The sequence below is a fragment of the Streptomyces sp. NPDC005303 genome, assembly GCF_040607335.1.
Taxonomy (GTDB): domain Bacteria; phylum Actinomycetota; class Actinomycetes; order Streptomycetales; family Streptomycetaceae; genus Streptomyces.
This window is the reverse complement of record NZ_JBEXGM010000023.1, coordinates 58,961-76,611: the sequence shown is the minus strand read 5'-3', so window position 1 is coordinate 76,611 and position 17,651 is coordinate 58,961. Positions and strand designations below refer to the sequence as shown.

16 protein-coding genes are annotated in these 17,651 nt (G+C 70.5%); 1 reads left to right on the top strand and 15 read right to left on the bottom strand.

What is annotated here, in order from left to right:
• Positions 1-236: 236 nt before the first annotated feature.
• The 8 genes from pyrF to pyrR form a co-directional block, all read right to left on the bottom strand.
• Complete coding sequence (pyrF, locus tag ABZT93_RS28085) at positions 237-1,073, bottom strand: orotidine-5'-phosphate decarboxylase (RefSeq protein ID WP_356109836.1); 837 nt, start codon at positions 1,071-1,073, stop codon at positions 237-239.
• The gene (locus ABZT93_RS28080) at positions 1,070-2,179 is read right to left on the bottom strand and encodes a quinone-dependent dihydroorotate dehydrogenase (protein WP_356109833.1); all 1,110 of its coding nucleotides are present in this window, start codon (positions 2,177-2,179) and stop codon (positions 1,070-1,072) included. The genes pyrF and ABZT93_RS28080 overlap by 4 nt, the downstream gene beginning before the upstream one ends.
• Positions 2,180-2,230: 51 nt before the next feature.
• Positions 2,231-5,539 carry a carbamoyl-phosphate synthase large subunit gene (gene carB, locus ABZT93_RS28075; protein WP_356109830.1) on the bottom strand — a complete coding sequence of 1,103 codons (3,309 nt, stop codon included), beginning with the start codon at positions 5,537-5,539 and terminating at the stop codon, positions 2,231-2,233.
• On the bottom strand, positions 5,532-6,701 hold the full coding sequence (carA, locus tag ABZT93_RS28070) for a glutamine-hydrolyzing carbamoyl-phosphate synthase small subunit (RefSeq protein ID WP_356109828.1): 1,170 nt from the start codon (positions 6,699-6,701) through the stop codon (positions 5,532-5,534). Before carA ends, carB begins: the two co-directional genes overlap by 8 nt.
• Entirely contained in the window at positions 6,698-7,276 is a 579-nt protein-coding gene (locus tag ABZT93_RS28065; protein ID WP_356109825.1) for a hypothetical protein, read from the bottom strand. Before ABZT93_RS28065 ends, carA begins: the two co-directional genes overlap by 4 nt.
• Entirely contained in the window at positions 7,273-8,559 is a 1,287-nt protein-coding gene (locus ABZT93_RS28060; RefSeq protein WP_356109822.1) for a dihydroorotase, read from the bottom strand. The genes ABZT93_RS28065 and ABZT93_RS28060 overlap by 4 nt, the downstream gene beginning before the upstream one ends.
• 5 nt (positions 8,560-8,564) lie before the next feature.
• Entirely contained in the window at positions 8,565-9,542 is a 978-nt protein-coding gene (locus ABZT93_RS28055; RefSeq protein ID WP_356109820.1) for an aspartate carbamoyltransferase catalytic subunit, read from the bottom strand.
• 81 nt (positions 9,543-9,623) lie between these two features.
• A complete protein-coding gene (gene pyrR / locus ABZT93_RS28050; RefSeq protein WP_356109817.1) occupies positions 9,624-10,199 on the bottom strand; it encodes a bifunctional pyr operon transcriptional regulator/uracil phosphoribosyltransferase PyrR in 576 nt (191 codons plus the stop codon).
• A gap of 253 nt (positions 10,200-10,452) precedes the next feature.
• On the opposite strand from pyrR, the gene bldD reads away from it, so the two are divergent.
• Positions 10,453-10,953 (top strand): transcriptional regulator BldD, encoded by a 501-nt coding sequence (gene bldD, locus ABZT93_RS28045; RefSeq protein WP_030607052.1) that lies wholly within the window; start codon positions 10,453-10,455, stop codon positions 10,951-10,953.
• A gap of 193 nt (positions 10,954-11,146) precedes the next feature.
• On the opposite strand, the gene nusB is transcribed toward bldD, so the two are convergent.
• The 7 genes from nusB to aroC form a co-directional block, all read right to left on the bottom strand.
• Complete coding sequence (nusB, locus tag ABZT93_RS28040; RefSeq protein WP_356109814.1) at positions 11,147-11,581, bottom strand: transcription antitermination factor NusB; 435 nt, start codon at positions 11,579-11,581, stop codon at positions 11,147-11,149.
• A gap of 2 nt (positions 11,582-11,583) precedes the next feature.
• The gene (gene efp / locus ABZT93_RS28035; RefSeq protein WP_057614159.1) at positions 11,584-12,150 is read right to left on the bottom strand and encodes an elongation factor P; all 567 of its coding nucleotides are present in this window, start codon (positions 12,148-12,150) and stop codon (positions 11,584-11,586) included.
• A 52-nt stretch (positions 12,151-12,202) separates the two neighbouring features.
• Positions 12,203-13,315, bottom strand: a complete 1,113-nt coding sequence (locus ABZT93_RS28030) for an aminopeptidase P family protein (protein ID WP_356109811.1) — start codon at positions 13,313-13,315, stop codon at positions 12,203-12,205.
• 148 nt (positions 13,316-13,463) lie between these two features.
• A complete protein-coding gene (locus tag ABZT93_RS28025; protein WP_356109810.1) occupies positions 13,464-14,369 on the bottom strand; it encodes a Pro-rich N-terminal domain-containing protein in 906 nt (301 codons plus the stop codon).
• Positions 14,370-14,660: 291 nt separating this feature from the next.
• Positions 14,661-15,752: a 3-dehydroquinate synthase gene (gene aroB, locus ABZT93_RS28020; protein ID WP_356109807.1), complete on the bottom strand. Its 1,092-nt coding sequence runs from the start codon at positions 15,750-15,752 to the stop codon at positions 14,661-14,663.
• Positions 15,749-16,261, bottom strand: a complete 513-nt coding sequence (locus ABZT93_RS28015) for a shikimate kinase (RefSeq protein ID WP_356109804.1) — start codon at positions 16,259-16,261, stop codon at positions 15,749-15,751. Before ABZT93_RS28015 ends, aroB begins: the two co-directional genes overlap by 4 nt.
• Entirely contained in the window at positions 16,258-17,442 is a 1,185-nt protein-coding gene (gene aroC / locus ABZT93_RS28010; RefSeq protein WP_028807670.1) for a chorismate synthase, read from the bottom strand. Before aroC ends, ABZT93_RS28015 begins: the two co-directional genes overlap by 4 nt.
• Positions 17,443-17,651 lie beyond the last annotated feature (209 nt).

Here is a 17,651-nt window from a genome sequence, read left to right as displayed (position 1 = left end):
GAGGAACCTAGTCGCCCCACACCTGGTGAGCCACGAGCAACACGCTTGCCCGTTGACTCTGCGTCGGAGACTAGCGGCCAAGTCCGCCAGAGTCAGCGAGAACAGCGGAAAAGTCCTGGTCAGCCTCCGTCAGGCCGGACATTCCTGACATAATGCCCCGGATTTGAGGATGTATTCAGACTCAAGCGGGCCACGAACCCCTCGTCGGAGGACTCGAACGAGGGGCTCGAACACCGTCATGCGCTCGGCGCCGACCGGATCTCGTCCGCGAACCGCTCGACGACGTCGCGCAGCGCGGCGGCGTCGGGGCCGTGCCGCAGCACCCCCCGGCTGACGTTGGGGACGACATTGCGGAGCGCCGCCCCGAAGACGCGGGGAAGATCGGCCGGGGTGGCCCCCTGCGCGCCGACGCCGGGCGCGAGGAGCGGGCCGTTGATGTCGAGGTCGTACGTCGACAGATCGCCCAGCGTGGCCCCTATGACGGCACCGAAGGACCCCAGGGGCTCCTCCCCCCTGTTCTCGGCGGCCAGATGGGCCAGCATGGTCGCGCCGACGTTCCGGCCGTCCGCGCGGACGGCGTGCTGGACCTCGCCGCCCTCCGGGTTGGAGGTCAGCGCCAGCACGAACAGACCCGCGCCGCTCTCGCGCGCCAGCGCGATCGCCGGCGAGAGCGAGCCGTAGCCGAGGTAGGGCGACACGGTCAGCGCGTCCGAGAACAGCGGGGAGTCCTTGCGCAGGAAGGCCTCGGCGTACGCGGCCATGGTCGAGCCGATGTCACCGCGCTTGGCGTCCATGAGGACCAGCGCACCGGCCGCGCGGGCCTCCTGGACGGTCTTCTCCAGTACGGCGACCCCGCGCGAGCCGAAGCGCTCGAAGAACGCGCTCTGGGGCTTCAGCACGGCGACCCGGTCGGACAGCGCCTCGACGACCGTGCGGCTGAACCGCTCCAGACCGGCCACGTCGTCGTTCAGGCCCCACTCGGTGAGCAGTGAGGCGTGCGGGTCGATCCCGACGCACAGCGGGCCGCGCTCGTCCATGGCATGGCGCAGTCGGGCGCCGAAGGGCTCGGTCATACCGTGATGTTCCTCACGTCGGCGCCGACCGCGTCGGCGAGGGTGGCGTAGGGGCTCGTGCGCAGGCGCGCGGCGAGGCCCTTGTGGACGGCGCGGGCCCAGAAGGGCCCCTCGTAGACGAAGGCGCTGTAGCCCTGGACCAGCGTGGCACCGGCCAGGATGCGCTGCCAGGCGTCCTCGGCGTTCTCGACGCCCCCGACGCCCACGAGGGTGATCCGGTCGCCCACGCGCGCGTACAGGCGCCTGAGGACCTCCAGGGAGCGCTTTTTGAGGGGCGCTCCGGAGAGCCCGCCCGTCTCCTTCACCAGGGAGGGTCCGGATTTCAGACCGAGTCCCTCGCGGGCGATGGTGGTGTTGGTGGCGATGATGCCGTCCAGGCCGAGTTCGACGGCCAGGTCGGCGACCGCGTCCACGTCCTCGTCGGCGAGGTCGGGCGCGATCTTGACGAGGAGCGGGACCCGGCGGTTCGCGACGATCCGGTCGGCGGCCTCGCGGACGGCGGTCAGCAGCGGGCGCAGCGCCTCGGTGGCCTGCAGGTTGCGCAGGCCGGGTGTGTTGGGCGACGACACGTTCACGACGAGGTAGTCGGCGAAGGGCGCGAGCCGCTCCGCGGACTTCACGTAGTCGCCGATGGCCTCCGTCTCGGGGACGACCTTGGTCTTGCCGATGTTGACGCCCACGACGGTCTTGAAGACCGGCTCGCGGGACGCCAGACGGGCCGCGACGGCCAGCGAGCCCTCGTTGTTGAAGCCCATGCGGTTGATGAGCGCGCGGTCCTGCACGAGGCGGAACAGCCGCTTCTTGGGGTTGCCCGGCTGGGCCTCCCCGGTCACCGTGCCGATCTCGATGTGGTCGAAGCCGAGCATCGCCATGCCGTCGATCGCGACCGCGTTCTTGTCGAAGCCCGCGGCGAGCCCGAAGGGCCCGTGCATGCGCAGTCCGAAGGCCTCGGTGCGCAGCTCCTTGTAGCGGGGCGCGAGGGCGGCCGCGACGAAGGTGCGCAGCACGGGGACGCGGACGGCGATCCGGATCCAGCGGAAAGCGAGGTGGTGGGCCTTCTCGGGGTCCATGCGCGTGAAGACGAGATTGAAGAAGATCTTGTACATGGTGTCCTCATGAAGAGGGGGACACCGTTTCCGGTGTCCCCCTCAGGGCTGCTAGTCGCGGGCCGCGGTCAGGTGTTCGGCGTGTTCCTGGAGCGAACGCACGCCCACGTCACCGTGGTTGAGGGCGTCGATGCCCTGGACGGCGGCGGCGAGCGCCTGGACCGTCGTCAGACATGGGACCGACCGCGCCACGGCCGCCGTACGGATCTCGTAGCCGTCGAGGCGGCCGCCGGTGCCGTACGGGGTGTTGACGATCAGGTCGACCTCGCCGTCGTGGATGTACTGGACGATGGTCTTCTCGCCGTTGGGACCGGGGCCCTCGGACTGCTTGCGCACCACCGTGGCGTTGATGCCGTTGCGCTTGAGGACCTCGGCGGTGCCGGAGGTGGCGAGCAGTTCGAAGCCGTGGGCGACGAGCTCGCGGGCCGGGAAGATCATCGAGCGCTTGTCGCGGTTGGCGACCGAGATGAAGGCGCGCCCCTTGGTCGGCAGCGGGCCGTAGGCACCCGCCTGCGACTTGGCGTACGCCGTGCCGAAGACGGAGTCGATGCCCATGACCTCGCCGGTGGAGCGCATCTCCGGGCCGAGGACGGTGTCGACGCCACGGCCGTGGATGTCGCGGAAGCGCGACCACGGCATGACGGCCTCCTTGACGGAGATCGGTGCGTCCAGCGGGAGTTCACCGCCGTCGCCGTTGGCCGGGAGGAGGCCCTCGGCGCGCAGTTCGGCGACGGTCGCGCCCAGCGAGATCCGGGCGGCGGCCTTGGCGAGCGGTACCGCGGTCGCCTTCGAGGTGAAGGGGACGGTGCGGGACGCGCGCGGGTTGGCCTCGAGGACGTAGAGGATGTCGCCGGCCATCGCGAACTGGATGTTGATCAGTCCGCGCACCCCGACGCCCTTCGCGATGGCCTCCGTGGAGGCCCGCAGGCGCTTGATGTCGAAGCCGCCCAGGGTGATCGGCGGCAGCGCGCACGCCGAGTCGCCGGAGTGGATACCGGCCTCCTCGATGTGCTCCATCACACCGCCGAGGTAGAGCTCCTGGCCGTCGTAGAGGGCGTCGACGTCGATCTCGATGGCGTCGTCCAGGAAGCGGTCGACCAGGACCGGCCGCGAGGGGCTGATCTCGGTGGACTCGGCGATGTAGGACTCCAGACGGGTCTCGTCGTAGACGATCTCCATGCCCCGGCCGCCGAGGACGTAGGAGGGCCGTACGAGGACCGGGTAGCCGATCTCGTCCGCGATGGCCTTGGCGCCGGCGAAGGTGGTGGCGGTGCCGTGCTTGGGGGCCGGGAGGCCCGCCTCGGCGAGGACCCGGCCGAAGGCGCCGCGGTCCTCGGCGGCGTGGATCGCCTCGGGCGGGGTGCCCACGATCGGCACGCCGTTGTCCTTGAGCGCCTGCGCCAGGCCCAGCGGGGTCTGGCCGCCGAGCTGCACGACGACGCCCGCGATCGGGCCGGCCTGCCGCTCCGCGTGGACGATCTCCAGGACGTCCTCCAACGTGAGCGGCTCGAAGTACAGCCGGTCGGAGGTGTCGTAGTCGGTGGAGACGGTCTCCGGGTTGCAGTTGACCATCACCGTCTCGTACCCGGCGTCCGACAGCGCGAAGGACGCGTGCACGCAGGAGTAGTCGAACTCGATGCCCTGGCCGATGCGGTTCGGACCCGAACCCAGGATGATCACCGCGGGCTTGGTCCGGGGCGCGACCTCGCTCTCCTCGTCGTAGGAGGAGTAGAAGTACGGCGTCTTCGCGGCGAACTCGGCCGCGCAGGTGTCGACGGTCTTGTAGACCGGGCGTACGCCGAGTGCGTGCCGCACCTCGCGCACCACGTCCTCGCGCAGGCCGCGGATCTCGCCGATCTGCTGGTCGGAGAAGCCGTGCCGCTTGGCCTCGGCGAGCAGCTCGCGGGTCAGCTCGGGTGCCTCGGCCAGCTCGTCCGCGACCTCCTTGATCAGGAACAGCTGGTCGACGAACCAGGGGTCGATCTTGGTGTACGCGAAGACCTCCTCGGGCGTGGCGCCCGCGCGGATGGCCTGCATGACGGTGTTGATACGGCCGTCGGTGGGACGTACGGACTCCTCCAGGAGGGCCGTCTTGTCGCCGGGCTCGCCCACGAAGGTGAACTGGCTGCCCTTCTTCTCAAGCGAGCGCAGCGCCTTCTGGAAGGCCTCGGTGAAGTTGCGGCCGATCGCCATGGCCTCGCCGACCGACTTCATGGTGGTCGTCAGCGTGGAGTCGGCGGAGGGGAACTTCTCGAAGGCGAACCGCGGGGCCTTGACCACCACGTAGTCCAGCGTCGGCTCGAAGGAGGCCGGGGTCTGCTCGGTGATGTCGTTCGGGATCTCGTCGAGCGTGTAGCCGACGGCGAGCTTCGCGGCGATCTTGGCGATCGGGAAGCCGGTCGCCTTGGAGGCCAGCGCCGAGGAGCGCGACACGCGCGGGTTCATCTCGATGACGATCACGCGGCCGTCCTCGGGGTCCACCGCGAACTGGATGTTGCAGCCGCCGGTGTCGACGCCGACCTCGCGGATGATCGCGATGCCGACGTCGCGCAGGACCTGGTACTCGCGGTCGGTGAGCGTCATGGCGGGCGCGACGGTGATCGAGTCGCCGGTGTGCACGCCCATCGGGTCGAAGTTCTCGATGGAGCAGACGACCACGACGTTGTCGTTCTTGTCGCGCATCAGCTCCAGTTCGTACTCCTTCCAGCCGAGGATGGACTCCTCCAGGAGCACCTCGGTGGTCGGCGAGAGGGTCAGGCCCTGGCCGGCGATGCGGCGCAGCTCCTCCTCGTCGTGCGCGAAGCCGGAGCCGGCGCCGCCCATGGTGAAGGAGGGGCGGACGACGACCGGGTAGCCGCCGAGCGTCTCGACGCCCTTGAGGACGTCGTCCATGGAGTGGCAGATGACCGAGCGGGCGGACTCGCCGTGCCCGATCTTCTTGCGGACCTCCTCCACGACGCCCTTGAACAGGTCGCGGTCCTCGCCCTTGTTGATGGCCTCGACATTGGCGCCGATCAGCTCGACGCCGTACTTGTCGAGGGTGCCGGCCTCGTGCAGCGAGATCGCCGTGTTGAGGGCCGTCTGACCGCCCAGGGTGGGCAGCAGGGCGTCGGGGCGCTCCTTGGCGATGATCTTCTCGACGAACTCCGGGGTGATCGGCTCGACGTAGGTGGCGTCGGCGATCTCCGGGTCGGTCATGATCGTCGCCGGGTTGGAGTTGACGAGGATGACGCGCAGGCCCTCGGCCTTGAGCACGCGGCACGCCTGGGTGCCGGAGTAGTCGAACTCGGCGGCCTGGCCGATGACGATCGGGCCGGAGCCGATGACCAGGACGGACTGGATATCGGTGCGCTTAGGCACGCTGGCCCTCCATCAGAGATACGAAGCGGTCGAACAGGTAGGCGGCGTCGTGCGGGCCGGCTGCCGCTTCGGGGTGGTACTGCACGGAGAAGGCCGGCTGGTCGAGCAGCTGGAGCCCCTCCACGACGTCGTCGTTCAGGCAGACGTGGGAGACCTCGGCGCGGCCGAACTTCGTCTCGCTGACCTTGTCGAGCGGCGCGTCCACGGCGAATCCGTGGTTGTGCGCGGTGACCTCCACCTTGCCGGTCGTACGGTCCTGCACGGGCTGGTTGATGCCCCGGTGGCCGTACTTCAGCTTGTAGGTGCCGAAGCCGAGCGCCCGGCCGAGGATCTGGTTGCCGAAGCAGATGCCGAACAGCGGCGTCCTGCGCTCCAGCACGGCGGTCATGAGCGCGACGGGGCCGTCGGCGGTGGCCGGGTCGCCGGGGCCGTTGGAGAAGAACACACCGTCCGGCTCGACGGCGTAGACCTCGTCGACGCTCGCCGTGGCCGGCAGCACGTGCACCTCGATGCCCCGCTGGGCCATGCGGTGCGGGGTCATGCCCTTGATGCCGAGGTCGATCGCGGCGACGGTGAACTTCGCGGTGCCGATCGGAACGGCTTCGCCGTCGGGGCCGACCGCGGGGACGACGTACGTCTCCTTGGTGGCGACCTCCTCGTACAGCGAGGCGCCCTTCATGTGCGGCTGGGCCTGCACACGCGCGACCAGCTCGGACTCGGCGGCGATCGCCTCGCCGGAGAAGATCCCGGCACGCATGGAGCCGCGCTCGCGCAGGTGGCGGGTGAGGGCGCGGGTGTCGATGCCGGAGATCCCGACGATGTCCTGCGCAACCAGCTCGTCGTCCAGGGAGCGCTTGGCCCGCCAGTTGGACGGCACGCGCGCGGGGTCGCGCACGACGTAGCCGGAGACCCAGATGCGGCGCGACTCGTCGTCCTCGTCGTTCCAGCCGGTGTTGCCGATCTGCGGGGCGGTCGCGACGACGATCTGGCGGTCGTACGAGGGGTCGGTCAGGGTCTCCTGGTAGCCGGTCATGCCGGTGGAGAACACGGCCTCGCCGAAGGTCTCCCCCACGGCCCCGTAGGCACGGCCGCGGAAGATCCGGCCGTCCTCCAGGACGAGTACCGCGGGAGTTTTCGAGGCTCCCCTTGTGGAGGTCGTCATCGTGCGCCTTCCGTTTCCGTCTTGTTGATCATGGAGTTAATGGCGTCGACCCACTCGGTGTGCTCGGCCGCGTGGTCCGAGCGGAACCCCGAGTCGATCAGCCGCTCGCCGTGCGCCCAGGTCACCAGGAGCAGCCCGCCCTCGGTCAGGACCTTGCCGGCGATGCCCTTGCCGAGCACGGCCTCCCGCAGGGCCTCGCGCGGGATGAAGAAGTCGGTCGCTCCGGGGCGGACGACGTCCAGTCCCGCGTCCGTCAGCGTGAGCTCGACCCGGCTGCGGGTGCCGAGGCCGTGCGCCACGATCCGGTCGAGCCACTGCCCCGCGGTGGTGGAGCCGTGGTAGCGGCCGCTCATGGCCAGTCTCACCGGGCCGGGGTCGTCCGGCGCGTCGGGCAGCTCGGGCAGGTCGCCCTGGAGCGTGCCGCGCCACTTCCAGCCCTCGCGCATCAGCCAGTAGACGAGCGCGACGAAGAGGGCGAGGCCGACGAGCCAGCCGACGCGGGCGGCCCAGTCGGTGACCTCGGCCGACTTCTTCTCGGCTGCGAGACCGGCGGCCAGCAGGATTTCAGATGTCACGTGAGCTTCCCGTCGACGAGCGTGGCCTTGCCCCGGAGCCACGTGTGCGTGACGCGGCCCGGCAGCTCACGCCCCTCGTACGGAGTGTTGCGGCTGCGCGAGGCGAAGCCCGCGGGGTCCACCGACCCACGGTATTCCGTGTCGACCAGCGTGAGGTTGGCGGGCTCACCAGCCGAGACGGGACGTCCGTGTCCGGCGGCCTGCCCGATGCGGGCGGGGGTGACGGACATGCGCTCGGCGACCCCGGCCCAGTCGAGGAGCCCGGTGTCCACCATGGTCTCCTGCACCACTGACAACGCGGTCTCCAGACCCACCATGCCCATGGCGGCGGCGGCCCACTCACAGTCCTTGTCCTCGTGCGGGTGCGGGGCGTGGTCGGTGGCGACGATGTCGATCGTGCCGTCGGCGAGCGCCTCGCGCAGGGCGAGCACATCGCGCTCGGTGCGCAGCGGCGGGTTCACCTTGTAGACCGGGTTGTAGGTGCGCACCAGCTCGTCGGTGAGGAGCAGGTGGTGCGGGGTGACCTCGGCGGTGACGTCGATGCCGCGGGACTTGGCCCAGCGCACGATCTCGACGGACCCGGCGGTCGACAGGTGGCAGATGTGCACGCGGGAGCCGACGTGCTCGGCGAGCAGGACGTCCCGGGCGATGATCGATTCCTCGGCCACCGCGGGCCAGCCGCCCAGTCCCAGCTCGGCGGAGACGATGCCCTCGTTCATCTGGGCGCCCTCGGTCAGCCGCGGCTCCTGCGCGTGCTGGGCGACGACCCCGCCGAAGGCCTTAACGTACTCCAGCGCGCGCCGCATGATCACGGCGTCGTCGACGCACTTGCCGTCGTCGGAGAAGACGGTCACTCCGGCGGCCGACTCGTGCATGGCGCCCAGTTCGGCGAGCTTGCGCCCTTCCAGGCCGACGGTGACGGCTCCGATGGGCTGTACGTCGCAGTAGCCGTGCTCCTTGCCCAGCCGCCAGACCTGCTCGACCACACCGGCGGTGTCCGCGACCGGGAAGGTGTTGGCCATGGCGAACACGGCGGTGTAGCCGCCGGAGGCGGCCGCGCGCGTACCGGTCAGCACGGTCTCGGAGTCCTCGCGGCCCGGCTCGCGCAGATGGGTGTGCAGGTCGACCAGGCCCGGCAGGAGCACCTTGCCGGCCGCCTCGACGACCTCGGCGCCCTCGGCGGACAGCCCGGAGCCGACCGCCTCGATCACGTCGCCGTCGATCAGCACGTCCTGCGGCTCGCCGCCGAGGACCTTCGCACCACGGATCAGGATCTTGCTCATGTGACTTACTTCTCCTCGATACGGGTGTGGCTGACGGCAGGCTCGTTTCCACCGAGCAGCAGATACAGAACGGCCATCCGGATGGACACTCCGTTTGCGACCTGCTCGACGACGGTGCAGCGGTCGGAGTCGGCGACCTCGGCGGTGATCTCCATGCCGCGGACCATCGGCCCGGGGTGCATCACGATGGCGTGCTCCGGCATCCGCGCCATGCGGTCACCGTCGAGGCCGTAGCGCCGCGAGTACTCGCGCTCGGTGGGGAAGAACGCGGCGTTCATGCGCTCGCGCTGGACGCGCAGCATCATCACCGCGTCGGACTTGGCGAGCGTGCTGTCGAGGTCGTAGGCGACCTCGCAGGGCCAGGTCTCGACTCCGACCGGCACCAGGGTGGGCGGGGCGACGAGGGTGACCTGGGCGCCGAGGGTGTGCAGCAGGTCGACGTTGGAGCGGGCGACCCGGCTGTGCAGGATGTCCCCGACGATCGTGATGCGCTTGCCGGCGAGGTCCTGGCCGATCCCGGCGTCCCGCCCGACGAGCCGGCGGCGCATGGTGAACGCGTCCAGCAGGGCCTGGGTGGGGTGCTGGTGGGTGCCGTCCCCGGCGTTGATGACGGCCGCGTCGATCCAGCCGGAGTTGGCGAGGCGGTACGGCGCTCCGGAGGCGCCGTGGCGGATGACGACGGCGTCGACGCCCATGGCCTCCAGGGTCTGGGCGGTGTCCTTGAGGGACTCGCCCTTGGACACGCTGGAGCCCTTGGCGGTGAAGTTGATGACGTCCGCCGAGAGGCGCTTCTCGGCGGCCTCGAAGGAGATACGCGTACGCGTGGAGTCCTCGAAGAAGAGGTTGACGATCGTGCGGCCGCGCAGGGTCGGCAGCTTCTTGATCGGCCGGTCGGCCACCCGGGCCATCTCCTCGGCGGTGTCGAGGAGGAGGACGGCGTCGTCGCGGGTGAGGTCGGCGGCCGAGATGAGATGACGCTGCATCTGTCAGGCTCCGTAAGGCAGTTCAGGGGAGATTCGGGGCAAGCGAGGGCGCGCCGAGGACAGGCGTGCCCGCGGGGCTCGCTAGTGGGCCGGCTTCACACCGAGCAGCACGGTGTCGCGACCGTCCTCCTCGACGAGCTGGACCTTGACCGTCTCCCGCAACGACGTGGGGAGGTTCTTGCCGACGTAGTCGGCGCGGATGGGCAGTTCGCGGTGGCCTCTGTCGACGAGGACCGCGAGCTGCACCGCGCGGGGGCGCCCGATGTCGTTCAGGGCGTCCAGAGCGGCCCGGATGGTGCGCCCGGAGAAGAGCACGTCGTCGACGAGGACCACCAGGCGGCCGTCGATGCCGTCACCGGGGATCTCGGTGCGGGCCAGCGCTCGCGGCGGGTGCATGCGCAGATCGTCGCGGTACATGGTGATGTCGAGCGAACCGACCGGGATCGTGCGGCCGGTGATCTCCTCCAGCTTCGCGGCGAGCCGCTGGGCGAGGAAGACGCCTCGGGTGGGGATGCCGAGGAGCACCACGTCGTCGGCGCCCTTGGCGCGTTCGACGATCTCGTGGGCGATACGGGTCAGCACGCGCGCGATGTCGGGGCCTTCGAGAACGGGCCGGGCATCGGACGCTTGCATGTTGGAAGTGTCCTGCTTGTCCATACGAAACGGACCTCCTTCTCCGCCTCACGGGACGGACCTTAAAGGACGTCGGATTTGCGCCATCCACGGTAGCAGGCCGGAACGAGGCCCCCGATCACCCCCTTGGCCCAATCGGCCACCACTCTCACGGAAGAGTCGGTGTGGACCATTCGGCTTGACGCAGAAGAGTCACGCTGCGTAACCTCACAGTGAGTTACCAGACGCGCGGCTCGAAACCACTGCGGCCGCGTCGATCCAGTGTCCGGGGAGCTATATGTCCAGCGAATACGCCAAACAGCTCGGGGCCAAGCTCCGGGCCATCCGCACCCAGCAGGGCCTTTCCCTCCACGGTGTCGAGGAGAAGTCCCAGGGACGCTGGAAGGCGGTCGTGGTCGGTTCGTACGAGCGCGGCGACCGCGCGGTGACCGTGCAGCGTCTTGCCGAGTTGGCGGATTTCTACGGCGTTCCGGTGCAGGAGCTGCTGCCCGGCACCACTCCGGGCGGGGCCGCCGAGCCCCCGCCGAAGCTGGTCCTCGACCTGGAGCGGCTGGCCCACGTCCCGGCCGAGAAGGCGGGCCCCCTCCAGCGCTACGCCGCCACGATCCAGTCCCAGCGCGGTGACTACAACGGCAAGGTGCTCTCGATCCGCCAGGACGACCTGCGCACACTCGCCGTCATCTACGACCAGTCGCCCTCGGTCCTCACCGAGCAGCTGATCAGCTGGGGCGTGCTGGACGCGGACGCGCGTCGCGCGGTGGCCCACGAGGAGAGCTGAGCCGCTCCCAGCCTCAGCAGAAACGTGCCGCCGGGGTGGCCGGAACTTCACGGTTCCGGCCACCCCGGCGGCTTTCTGCGGGCCTTGCGGGGCTCACACGTACGAACGCGTACGAACCACGTACGAACACGCCTGAGGGCCCCCAGCGGTCACGCTGCGGGCCCTCAGGCGGCGCCTCGACTCACGCGTCGACTCATGCCTCGTCTCGGCGCAGCGACGGCTTCAGGTCCTTGAGCCGGCCCAGCAGCCCGTTCACGAACGAGGGCGACTCGTCCGTGGAGAAGTCCTTGGCCAGCTGCACCATCTCGTCGAGCACCACGGCGTCCGGCGTCTCGTCGGCCCAGATCAGCTCGTAGGCGCCCAGACGCAGGATGTTGCGGTCGACGACCGGCATCCGGTCCAGCGTCCAGCCGACCGAGTACTGCGCGATCAGCTCGTCGATGCGCCGCGCGTGCTCCGCGTAGCCCTCGACCAGCTGCATCGTGTACTCGCTCACCGGCGGCTGCCGGGTGTCGTTCCGGGAGTGCCGGATCCAGTCCGCGAGGACCGTCAGGACGTCGGCGCCACGCTGGTCGCCCTCGAAGAGGATCTGGAAGGCGCGCTTGCGGGCCGTGTTGCGGGCAGCCACGGTTAGCTGTTCACCCGGCCGAGGTAGTCGCTCGTGCGGGTGTCGACCTTGATCTTCTCACCGGTGGTGATGAAGAGCGGGACCTGGATCTGGTGACCGGTCTCGAGGGTCGCGGGCTTGGTGCCACCGGTGGAGCGGTCGCCCTGGAGGCCCGGCTCGGTCTCCTGCACGACGAGCTCGACGGCGGCCGGCAGCTCGACGAAGAGCACCTCGCCCTCGTGCTGCGCCACGGTGGCGGTGAAGCCCTCGATCAGGAAGTTGGCGGCGTCGCCGACCGCCTTGCGGTCGATCATGAGCTGGTCGTAGGTCTCCATGTCCATGAAGACGAAGTACTCGCCGTCCATGTACGAGAACTGCATGTCGCGCTTGTCGACAGTGGCCGTCTCGACCTTGACGCCGGCGTTGAACGTCTTGTCGACGACCTTGCCGGACAGCACGTTCTTGAGCTTGGTGCGCACGAATGCGGGGCCCTTGCCGGGCTTGACGTGCTGGAACTCGACGACGGACCAGAGCTGGCCGCCTTCGAGCTTGAGCACCAGGCCGTTCTTGAGGTCGTTCGTGGAAGCCACGGTTGCGGAATCTCCTGGACTGACGTGGACGACCCCGGCGCACGCACTTTGCCTAGAGTGCGAGCAGCTCCTTGGTCGTGATGGTGAGTAGCTCGGGTCCGCCGTCCGCCTCGGGGCGTACGACGAGCGTGTCATCGATCCGGACGCCGCCCCGTCCCGGGAGGTGGACCCCCGGTTCGACGGTGACCGGCACGCAAGCGTCCAGTTTACCCATGGCCGCGGGGGCCAACTGCGGGTCCTCGTCGATTTCCAGTCCCACCCCGTGTCCGGTGAGGGTCGGAAGCCCCTCGTGATGCCCCGCGGACTGCAGTACCTGGCGTGCCGCACGGTCCACGTCACGGTAGGCGGCGCCGGGTGCCAACGACTCCCGGCCGGCCCGCTGAGCGGCGAAGACGAGGTCGTAGAGCTCGATCTGCCAGTCGGCCGGGGACGTACCGATGACGAAGGTTCGGCCGATCTCGCAGCGGTAACCGCGGTAGTTCGCGCCCAGACAGACGGAGAGGAAGTCGCCCTCCTCGACGCGGCGGTCGGTGGGGCGGTGGGCGGGGCGGCCGGAGTTCGGGCCGGTGCCGACGGAGGTGGCGAAGGCCGGGCCGTCGGCACCGTGGTCGACGAGGCGGCGCTCCAGTTCGAGGGCGAGGTGCCGCTCGGTGCGGCCGACGAGGATGGACTCCAGGAGCTCACCGAGTGCCTGGTCGGCGATCTCGGCGCCGATGCGCAGGCAGGAGATCTCCTCCTCGTCCTTGATGACGCGGAGCTGCTCGACCGCGCTGCCGAGGTCGGCGAGGCGCAGGCGTGGGACGACCGAGCGAATGGCCCTGTGGCGGGCCACGGTGAGGTGGTGTTCCTCGACGGCGAGGGACCCCCAGCCCTGCGCTTCCGCGAGGTCGGCCGCCGCCACGGCGGGGTCGCCGCCGGCGCAGGCAAGGGTGTGGAGCCGCAGGGCCTCGTCGGGACGGCCGTCCGTGCGGTCGTTGCGGTCGTCCAGGGGGCCCGGGCAGAGCAGCACGTCCTCACCGGTGCCGAGCAGGAGGACGGCGCCGCGGGGGGCGGTGCCCGTGAGATAGCGGACGTTGGCGGGACGGGAGATCAGCGCGGACTGGCTGCCGCCGGCCTGGCAGCGGTCGCGTAGGCGGGCTCTCCGGGTGACGTACACCTCTGACATGACTTGAGCCTAGGAGTTTTACCGATATGCCGCTTTTCGGGAGAGTCCGAGTGGGGTGGGTCGCTGGTCGCCTACGGGTCCGTGACCGCTGGTCGTGCCCAGGCGGCGGAGCCGCATATCGGCACGGCCCCGCGCCCCTTCAGGGGCACTACCAGTTCGGTGGGCTTGCGACGGAGCGTGCCAGTACGTCGTCCAGGACCCTCGCCGTCTGGGGTACGTCCATCTGGGAGTTGTCGATGATCGGCAGGCCCGAGCCGTACCAGCCGGCCATCCGGCCGTGGATCCGCGCGACCTCTTCGTCGGTCAGGCGGCGGTTGCCGGAGCGTTCGGCGTTGCGCTCCAGGACGATCTCCAGGCCCGGCAGCAGAACCACCGGGAGCAGGCCGGGGCCCACATGCCGCTTCCAGCCGCCGAGGCCGACCACCGGCCGGTCCGGGAAGACCGCGTCGTCGAGGATGCAGGAGATGCCGTTGGCGAGGAAGTTGCGGGCGGCGAAGCCGCAGGTGCGTCGGGCGAGGCGGTACTGGGCCTCGGAGTGGTCGTTCCAGCCGGACTGCGGGTCGGCGAAGCCCGAGCGGACCCACTCGCGTACGTCGTCGAGGCTGATGTGGGCGGTGGGGACCCGGCGGTGGTCGGCCCAGTACTTGGCGACGCTCGTCTTTCCGGCACCCGCCGGACCGATGAGCAGCACCGCGAGGGTGGTGCCCGCGGGGTCGGGCGCAGCGACGGGCGGGGTGCCGGGGGCGTTCACGGGAGCACCGGGCGGCAGTGGCACATGGCCGGTGGTGTCCGGTACCGGCCCCGGTGAGTGCTGCGGGGCGGGCGGGAGCGGTGCGTGCTGCGGCGCCGGCGGGACCTGGGAACCTGGTGGCGTCGGCGGTACCGGAGCCGGGGAGAAGCCCGGTGCCGACGGCGGTGGGGGCACCGGGGCGGAGCCCTGGTGCGCACCCGGGTGATGCGGTCCCGGGTGGTGTGCGGCCGGTGACCAGCCGGCGGCCGGTCCGTGCCCCGGCTGATGGGGCGGCGGCAGCGGAGAACCCACTGCGTGCTGCATCCGGTGCCACTCCGTCTCGTCTTTTTCGGCTCGCTCGCCTCCGGGACGCTCACGTCGGTGCCGAAAGTCCGGCCGGGCGCGGCCCGAAGGCCTCCGCCCGCTCGTCCCCTCGTCTCCGACACGCCCCTCCGACTCACTCGCGTCAGGCTGATCGGCGCTGGTTACGGGGTGGTGCATACCCCGCTCGCCATCGAACGGTACCGCCCCCGGCCCACGTTTGGTGAAACGTCCGGGGGCTCCCCGAAGTGCCCCTGGCACAAGGCGAATCCGGCGGAACGCCCGTCGCGGGACCTACTGGCCGACCTCGCCGTACGCGGCGAGCAGAACGGCCGGGTCCGGGCCCTCCAGAACCGTGGGCTTGCCCAGCCCGTCCAGGACGATGAACCGCAGCAGGTTGCCGCGGGACTTCTTGTCGACCTTCATGGTCTCCAGGAGCTTGGGCCACTGGTCGTAGCGGTAGTGCAGCGGCAGACCGACCGACTCCAGGACCGTGCGGTGGCGGTCGGCCGTCGCGTCGTCCAACCGGCCTGCCAGACGGCCCAGTTCGGCCGCGAAGTGCATGCCTACGGCGACCGCGGCGCCGTGCCGCCACTTGTACCGCTCGTTCTTCTCGATGGCATGGGCGAGTGTGTGGCCGTAGTTGAGGATCTCCCTGAGGCCCGACTCCTTGAGGTCGGAGGAGACCACCTCGGCCTTGACCCGGATCGAGCGCTCGATGAGCTCGGCGGTGTGCGGTCCAGCCGGGGTGCGCGCGGACTCGGGGTCGGACTCGATGAGCTCCAGGATCACCGGGTCGGCGATGAAACCGGCCTTGATGATCTCGGCGAGCCCGGAGACGTAGTCGTTGACCGGCAGGGAGTCCAGCGCGGCCAGGTCGCACAGGACGCCGGCGGGCGGGTGGAAGGCACCGACGAGGTTCTTGCCCTCGGCGGTGTTGATGCCGGTCTTTCCGCCGACCGCTGCGTCGACCATCGCGAGCACGGTCGTCGGGACGGCGATCCAGCGCACCCCGCGCAGCCAGGTCGCGGCCACGAACCCGGCGAGGTCGGTGGTCGCGCCGCCGCCGACGCCGACCACGACGTCGGAGCGGGTGAAGCCGGACTGCCCGAGCGCCTTCCAGCAGTAGGCGGCGACCTCGGCGGTCTTGGCCTCCTCCGCGTTCGGGACCTGGATGGCGACGGCCTCGAAGCCCTGCTCGGCGAGGTCGGCGCGCAGTGCGTCACCGGTGTCCGCGAGCGCCTCGGGGTGGATGACCGCGACCCGCTGGGCCTTCTCCCCGACCAACGCGCCGAGTTCGCCCAGGAGTTGACGTCCCACCAGGACCTCGTACGGCTCGCTGCCCGCGGTGCCGCCGACCTGGATGCGCGTCACTGCCTCGCTCATGCTTCCTTCAACTCCAGTGCGTCCAGCGCGATGTCGGTGACTTCTTCGGGGGTTCGGCCGTCGGTGGCCACGACCGCCGTGGCGATCGACTCGTACAGGTGGCGGCGTGCCTCCATCAGCTCGCGCCACTGCTTGCGCGGGTTGACCGCGAGCAACGGGCGCGCGGCGTTCAGGCCGGTGCGCTTGACCGCCTCCTCGACGTCCATCGACAGGTACAGCACCCGCTGTCCGGCCAGCAGGGACCGGGTGTCCTCGTCGAGGACGGAGCCGCCGCCGAGCGCGAGGACGCCGTCGTGCTCGGCGAGCGCCCGCCGCACGGCGGCCTTCTCGATCGCTCGGAAGGCCGACTCACCCTCGTCGACGAAGATCTCCGCGATCGCGCGGCCCTGCTCGGCGACGATGTCGTCGTCGGTGTCCCGGTAGCCGACCCCGAGCCGCTCGCCCAGCAACTGCCCGACGGTGGACTTGCCCACGCCCATCGGACCGACGAGGACGACCACAGGGCTCATCGGATGGCCAGGTTCTCGAGGTACGACCGCACGTTGCGGCGGGTCTCCGGCACGCTGTCGCCGCCGAACTTCTCCGCCACCGCGTCGGCCAGGACGAGCGCCACCATCGCCTCGGCGACGATGCCGGCGGCCGGGACCGCGGACACGTCGGAGCGCTGGTGGTGGGCCTGCGCGGCCTCGCCGGTGGTCACGTCCACGGTCTGCAGGGCCCGCGGCACGGTCGCGATCGGCTTCATCGCGGCCCGCACCCGCAGCAGCTCACCCGTGCTCAGTCCGCCCTCGGTGCCGCCGGAGCGGCCGGAGACGCGCCGGATGCCCTCCGGCGTGTTCACGATCTCGTCGTGCGCCTTCGACCCCGGCACCCGCGCCAGCTCGAAACCGTCACCGAGCTCGACGCCCTTGATCGCCTGGATGCCCATCAGCGCACCCGCGAGGCGGGCGTCCAGCTTGCGGTCCCAGTGCACGTGGGAGCCGAGGCCCACGGGCACGCCGTACGCCAGGATCTCCACCACACCGCCAAGGGTGTCGCCGTCCTTGTGGGCCTGGTCGACCTCGGCCACCATCGCCTTCGAGGTGTCCGCGTCCAGGCAGCGCAGCGGGTCGGCGTCCAGCTTCTCGACATCGGCCGGGGTCGGGTAGACGCCCTGCGGGGCCTTCACGGAACACAGCTCGACGACGTGGCTGACGATCTCGATGCCGGCCGTCTCCTTCAGGTACGACCGGGCCACCGCGCCCAGCGCCACCCGGGCCGCCGTCTCCCGCGCGGAGGCGCGCTCCAGGATCGGCCTGGCCTCGTCGAAGCCGTACTTCTGCATGCCCGCGAGGTCGGCGTGGCCGGGTCGCGGGCGGGTCAGCGGGGCGTTGCGCGCGAGGCCCGCGAGGATCTCCGGGTCGATGGGGTCGGCCGACATGACCTGCTCCCACTTCGGCCACTCGGTGTTGCCCACCATGATCGCGACCGGGGAACCGAGGGACAGACCGTGCCGGACACCGCCGAGGAAGGTGACCTGGTCCTGCTCGAACTTCATCCGGGCACCGCGGCCGTAACCCAGCCGACGCCTCGCCAGGTGGTCCGCCACCAACTCCGTGGTGATGGGCACACCGGCGGGAAGACCCTCCAGCGTCGCCACGAGTGCGGGACCGTGGGACTCCCCCGCGGTCAGCCAGCGCAACCTGCTCAACGGTGCTCCTCAGTGCTCGCGCCCTGGTACTGCCCTGCGTACGCGCGTCCTCGCGTACGGCAACGGCGCGACCAGGTGCGCGGCCCCGGCCCGCCACCTCCGATCCTCCCACGTCCGGCGGCGACAACCGGTCACAGGTCCAGCAGACGGACGTGGACGCCCGTACCGGGAGTCCCCGGCCCACCCGCTCCGCCGCGCTCCGGATCGCC

What these genes read in the sequence shown, in the direction of transcription:
- bldD (WP_030607052.1), top strand. Translation starts at nt 10,453, where the DNA reads ATGTCCAGCGAATACGCCAAACAGCTCGGGGCCAAGCTCCGGGCCATC.
- pyrF (WP_356109836.1), bottom strand. Translation starts at nt 1,073, where the DNA reads ATGACCGAGCCCTTCGGCGCCCGACTGCGCCATGCCATGGACGAGCGC.
- ABZT93_RS28015 (WP_356109804.1), bottom strand. Translation starts at nt 16,261, where the DNA reads ATGAGCCCTGTGGTCGTCCTCGTCGGTCCGATGGGCGTGGGCAAGTCC.
- ABZT93_RS28030 (WP_356109811.1), bottom strand. Translation starts at nt 13,315, where the DNA reads ATGTCAGAGGTGTACGTCACCCGGAGAGCCCGCCTACGCGACCGCTGC.
- ABZT93_RS28060 (WP_356109822.1), bottom strand. Translation starts at nt 8,559, where the DNA reads ATGAGCAAGATCCTGATCCGTGGTGCGAAGGTCCTCGGCGGCGAGCCG.
- carA (WP_356109828.1), bottom strand. Translation starts at nt 6,701, where the DNA reads ATGACGACCTCCACAAGGGGAGCCTCGAAAACTCCCGCGGTACTCGTC.
- aroB (WP_356109807.1), bottom strand. Translation starts at nt 15,752, where the DNA reads ATGAGCGAGGCAGTGACGCGCATCCAGGTCGGCGGCACCGCGGGCAGC.
- ABZT93_RS28080 (WP_356109833.1), bottom strand. Translation starts at nt 2,179, where the DNA reads ATGTACAAGATCTTCTTCAATCTCGTCTTCACGCGCATGGACCCCGAG.
- pyrR (WP_356109817.1), bottom strand. Translation starts at nt 10,199, where the DNA reads ATGGACAAGCAGGACACTTCCAACATGCAAGCGTCCGATGCCCGGCCC.
- ABZT93_RS28025 (WP_356109810.1), bottom strand. Translation starts at nt 14,369, where the DNA reads ATGCAGCACGCAGTGGGTTCTCCGCTGCCGCCGCCCCATCAGCCGGGG.
- ABZT93_RS28055 (WP_356109820.1), bottom strand. Translation starts at nt 9,542, where the DNA reads ATGCAGCGTCATCTCATCTCGGCCGCCGACCTCACCCGCGACGACGCC.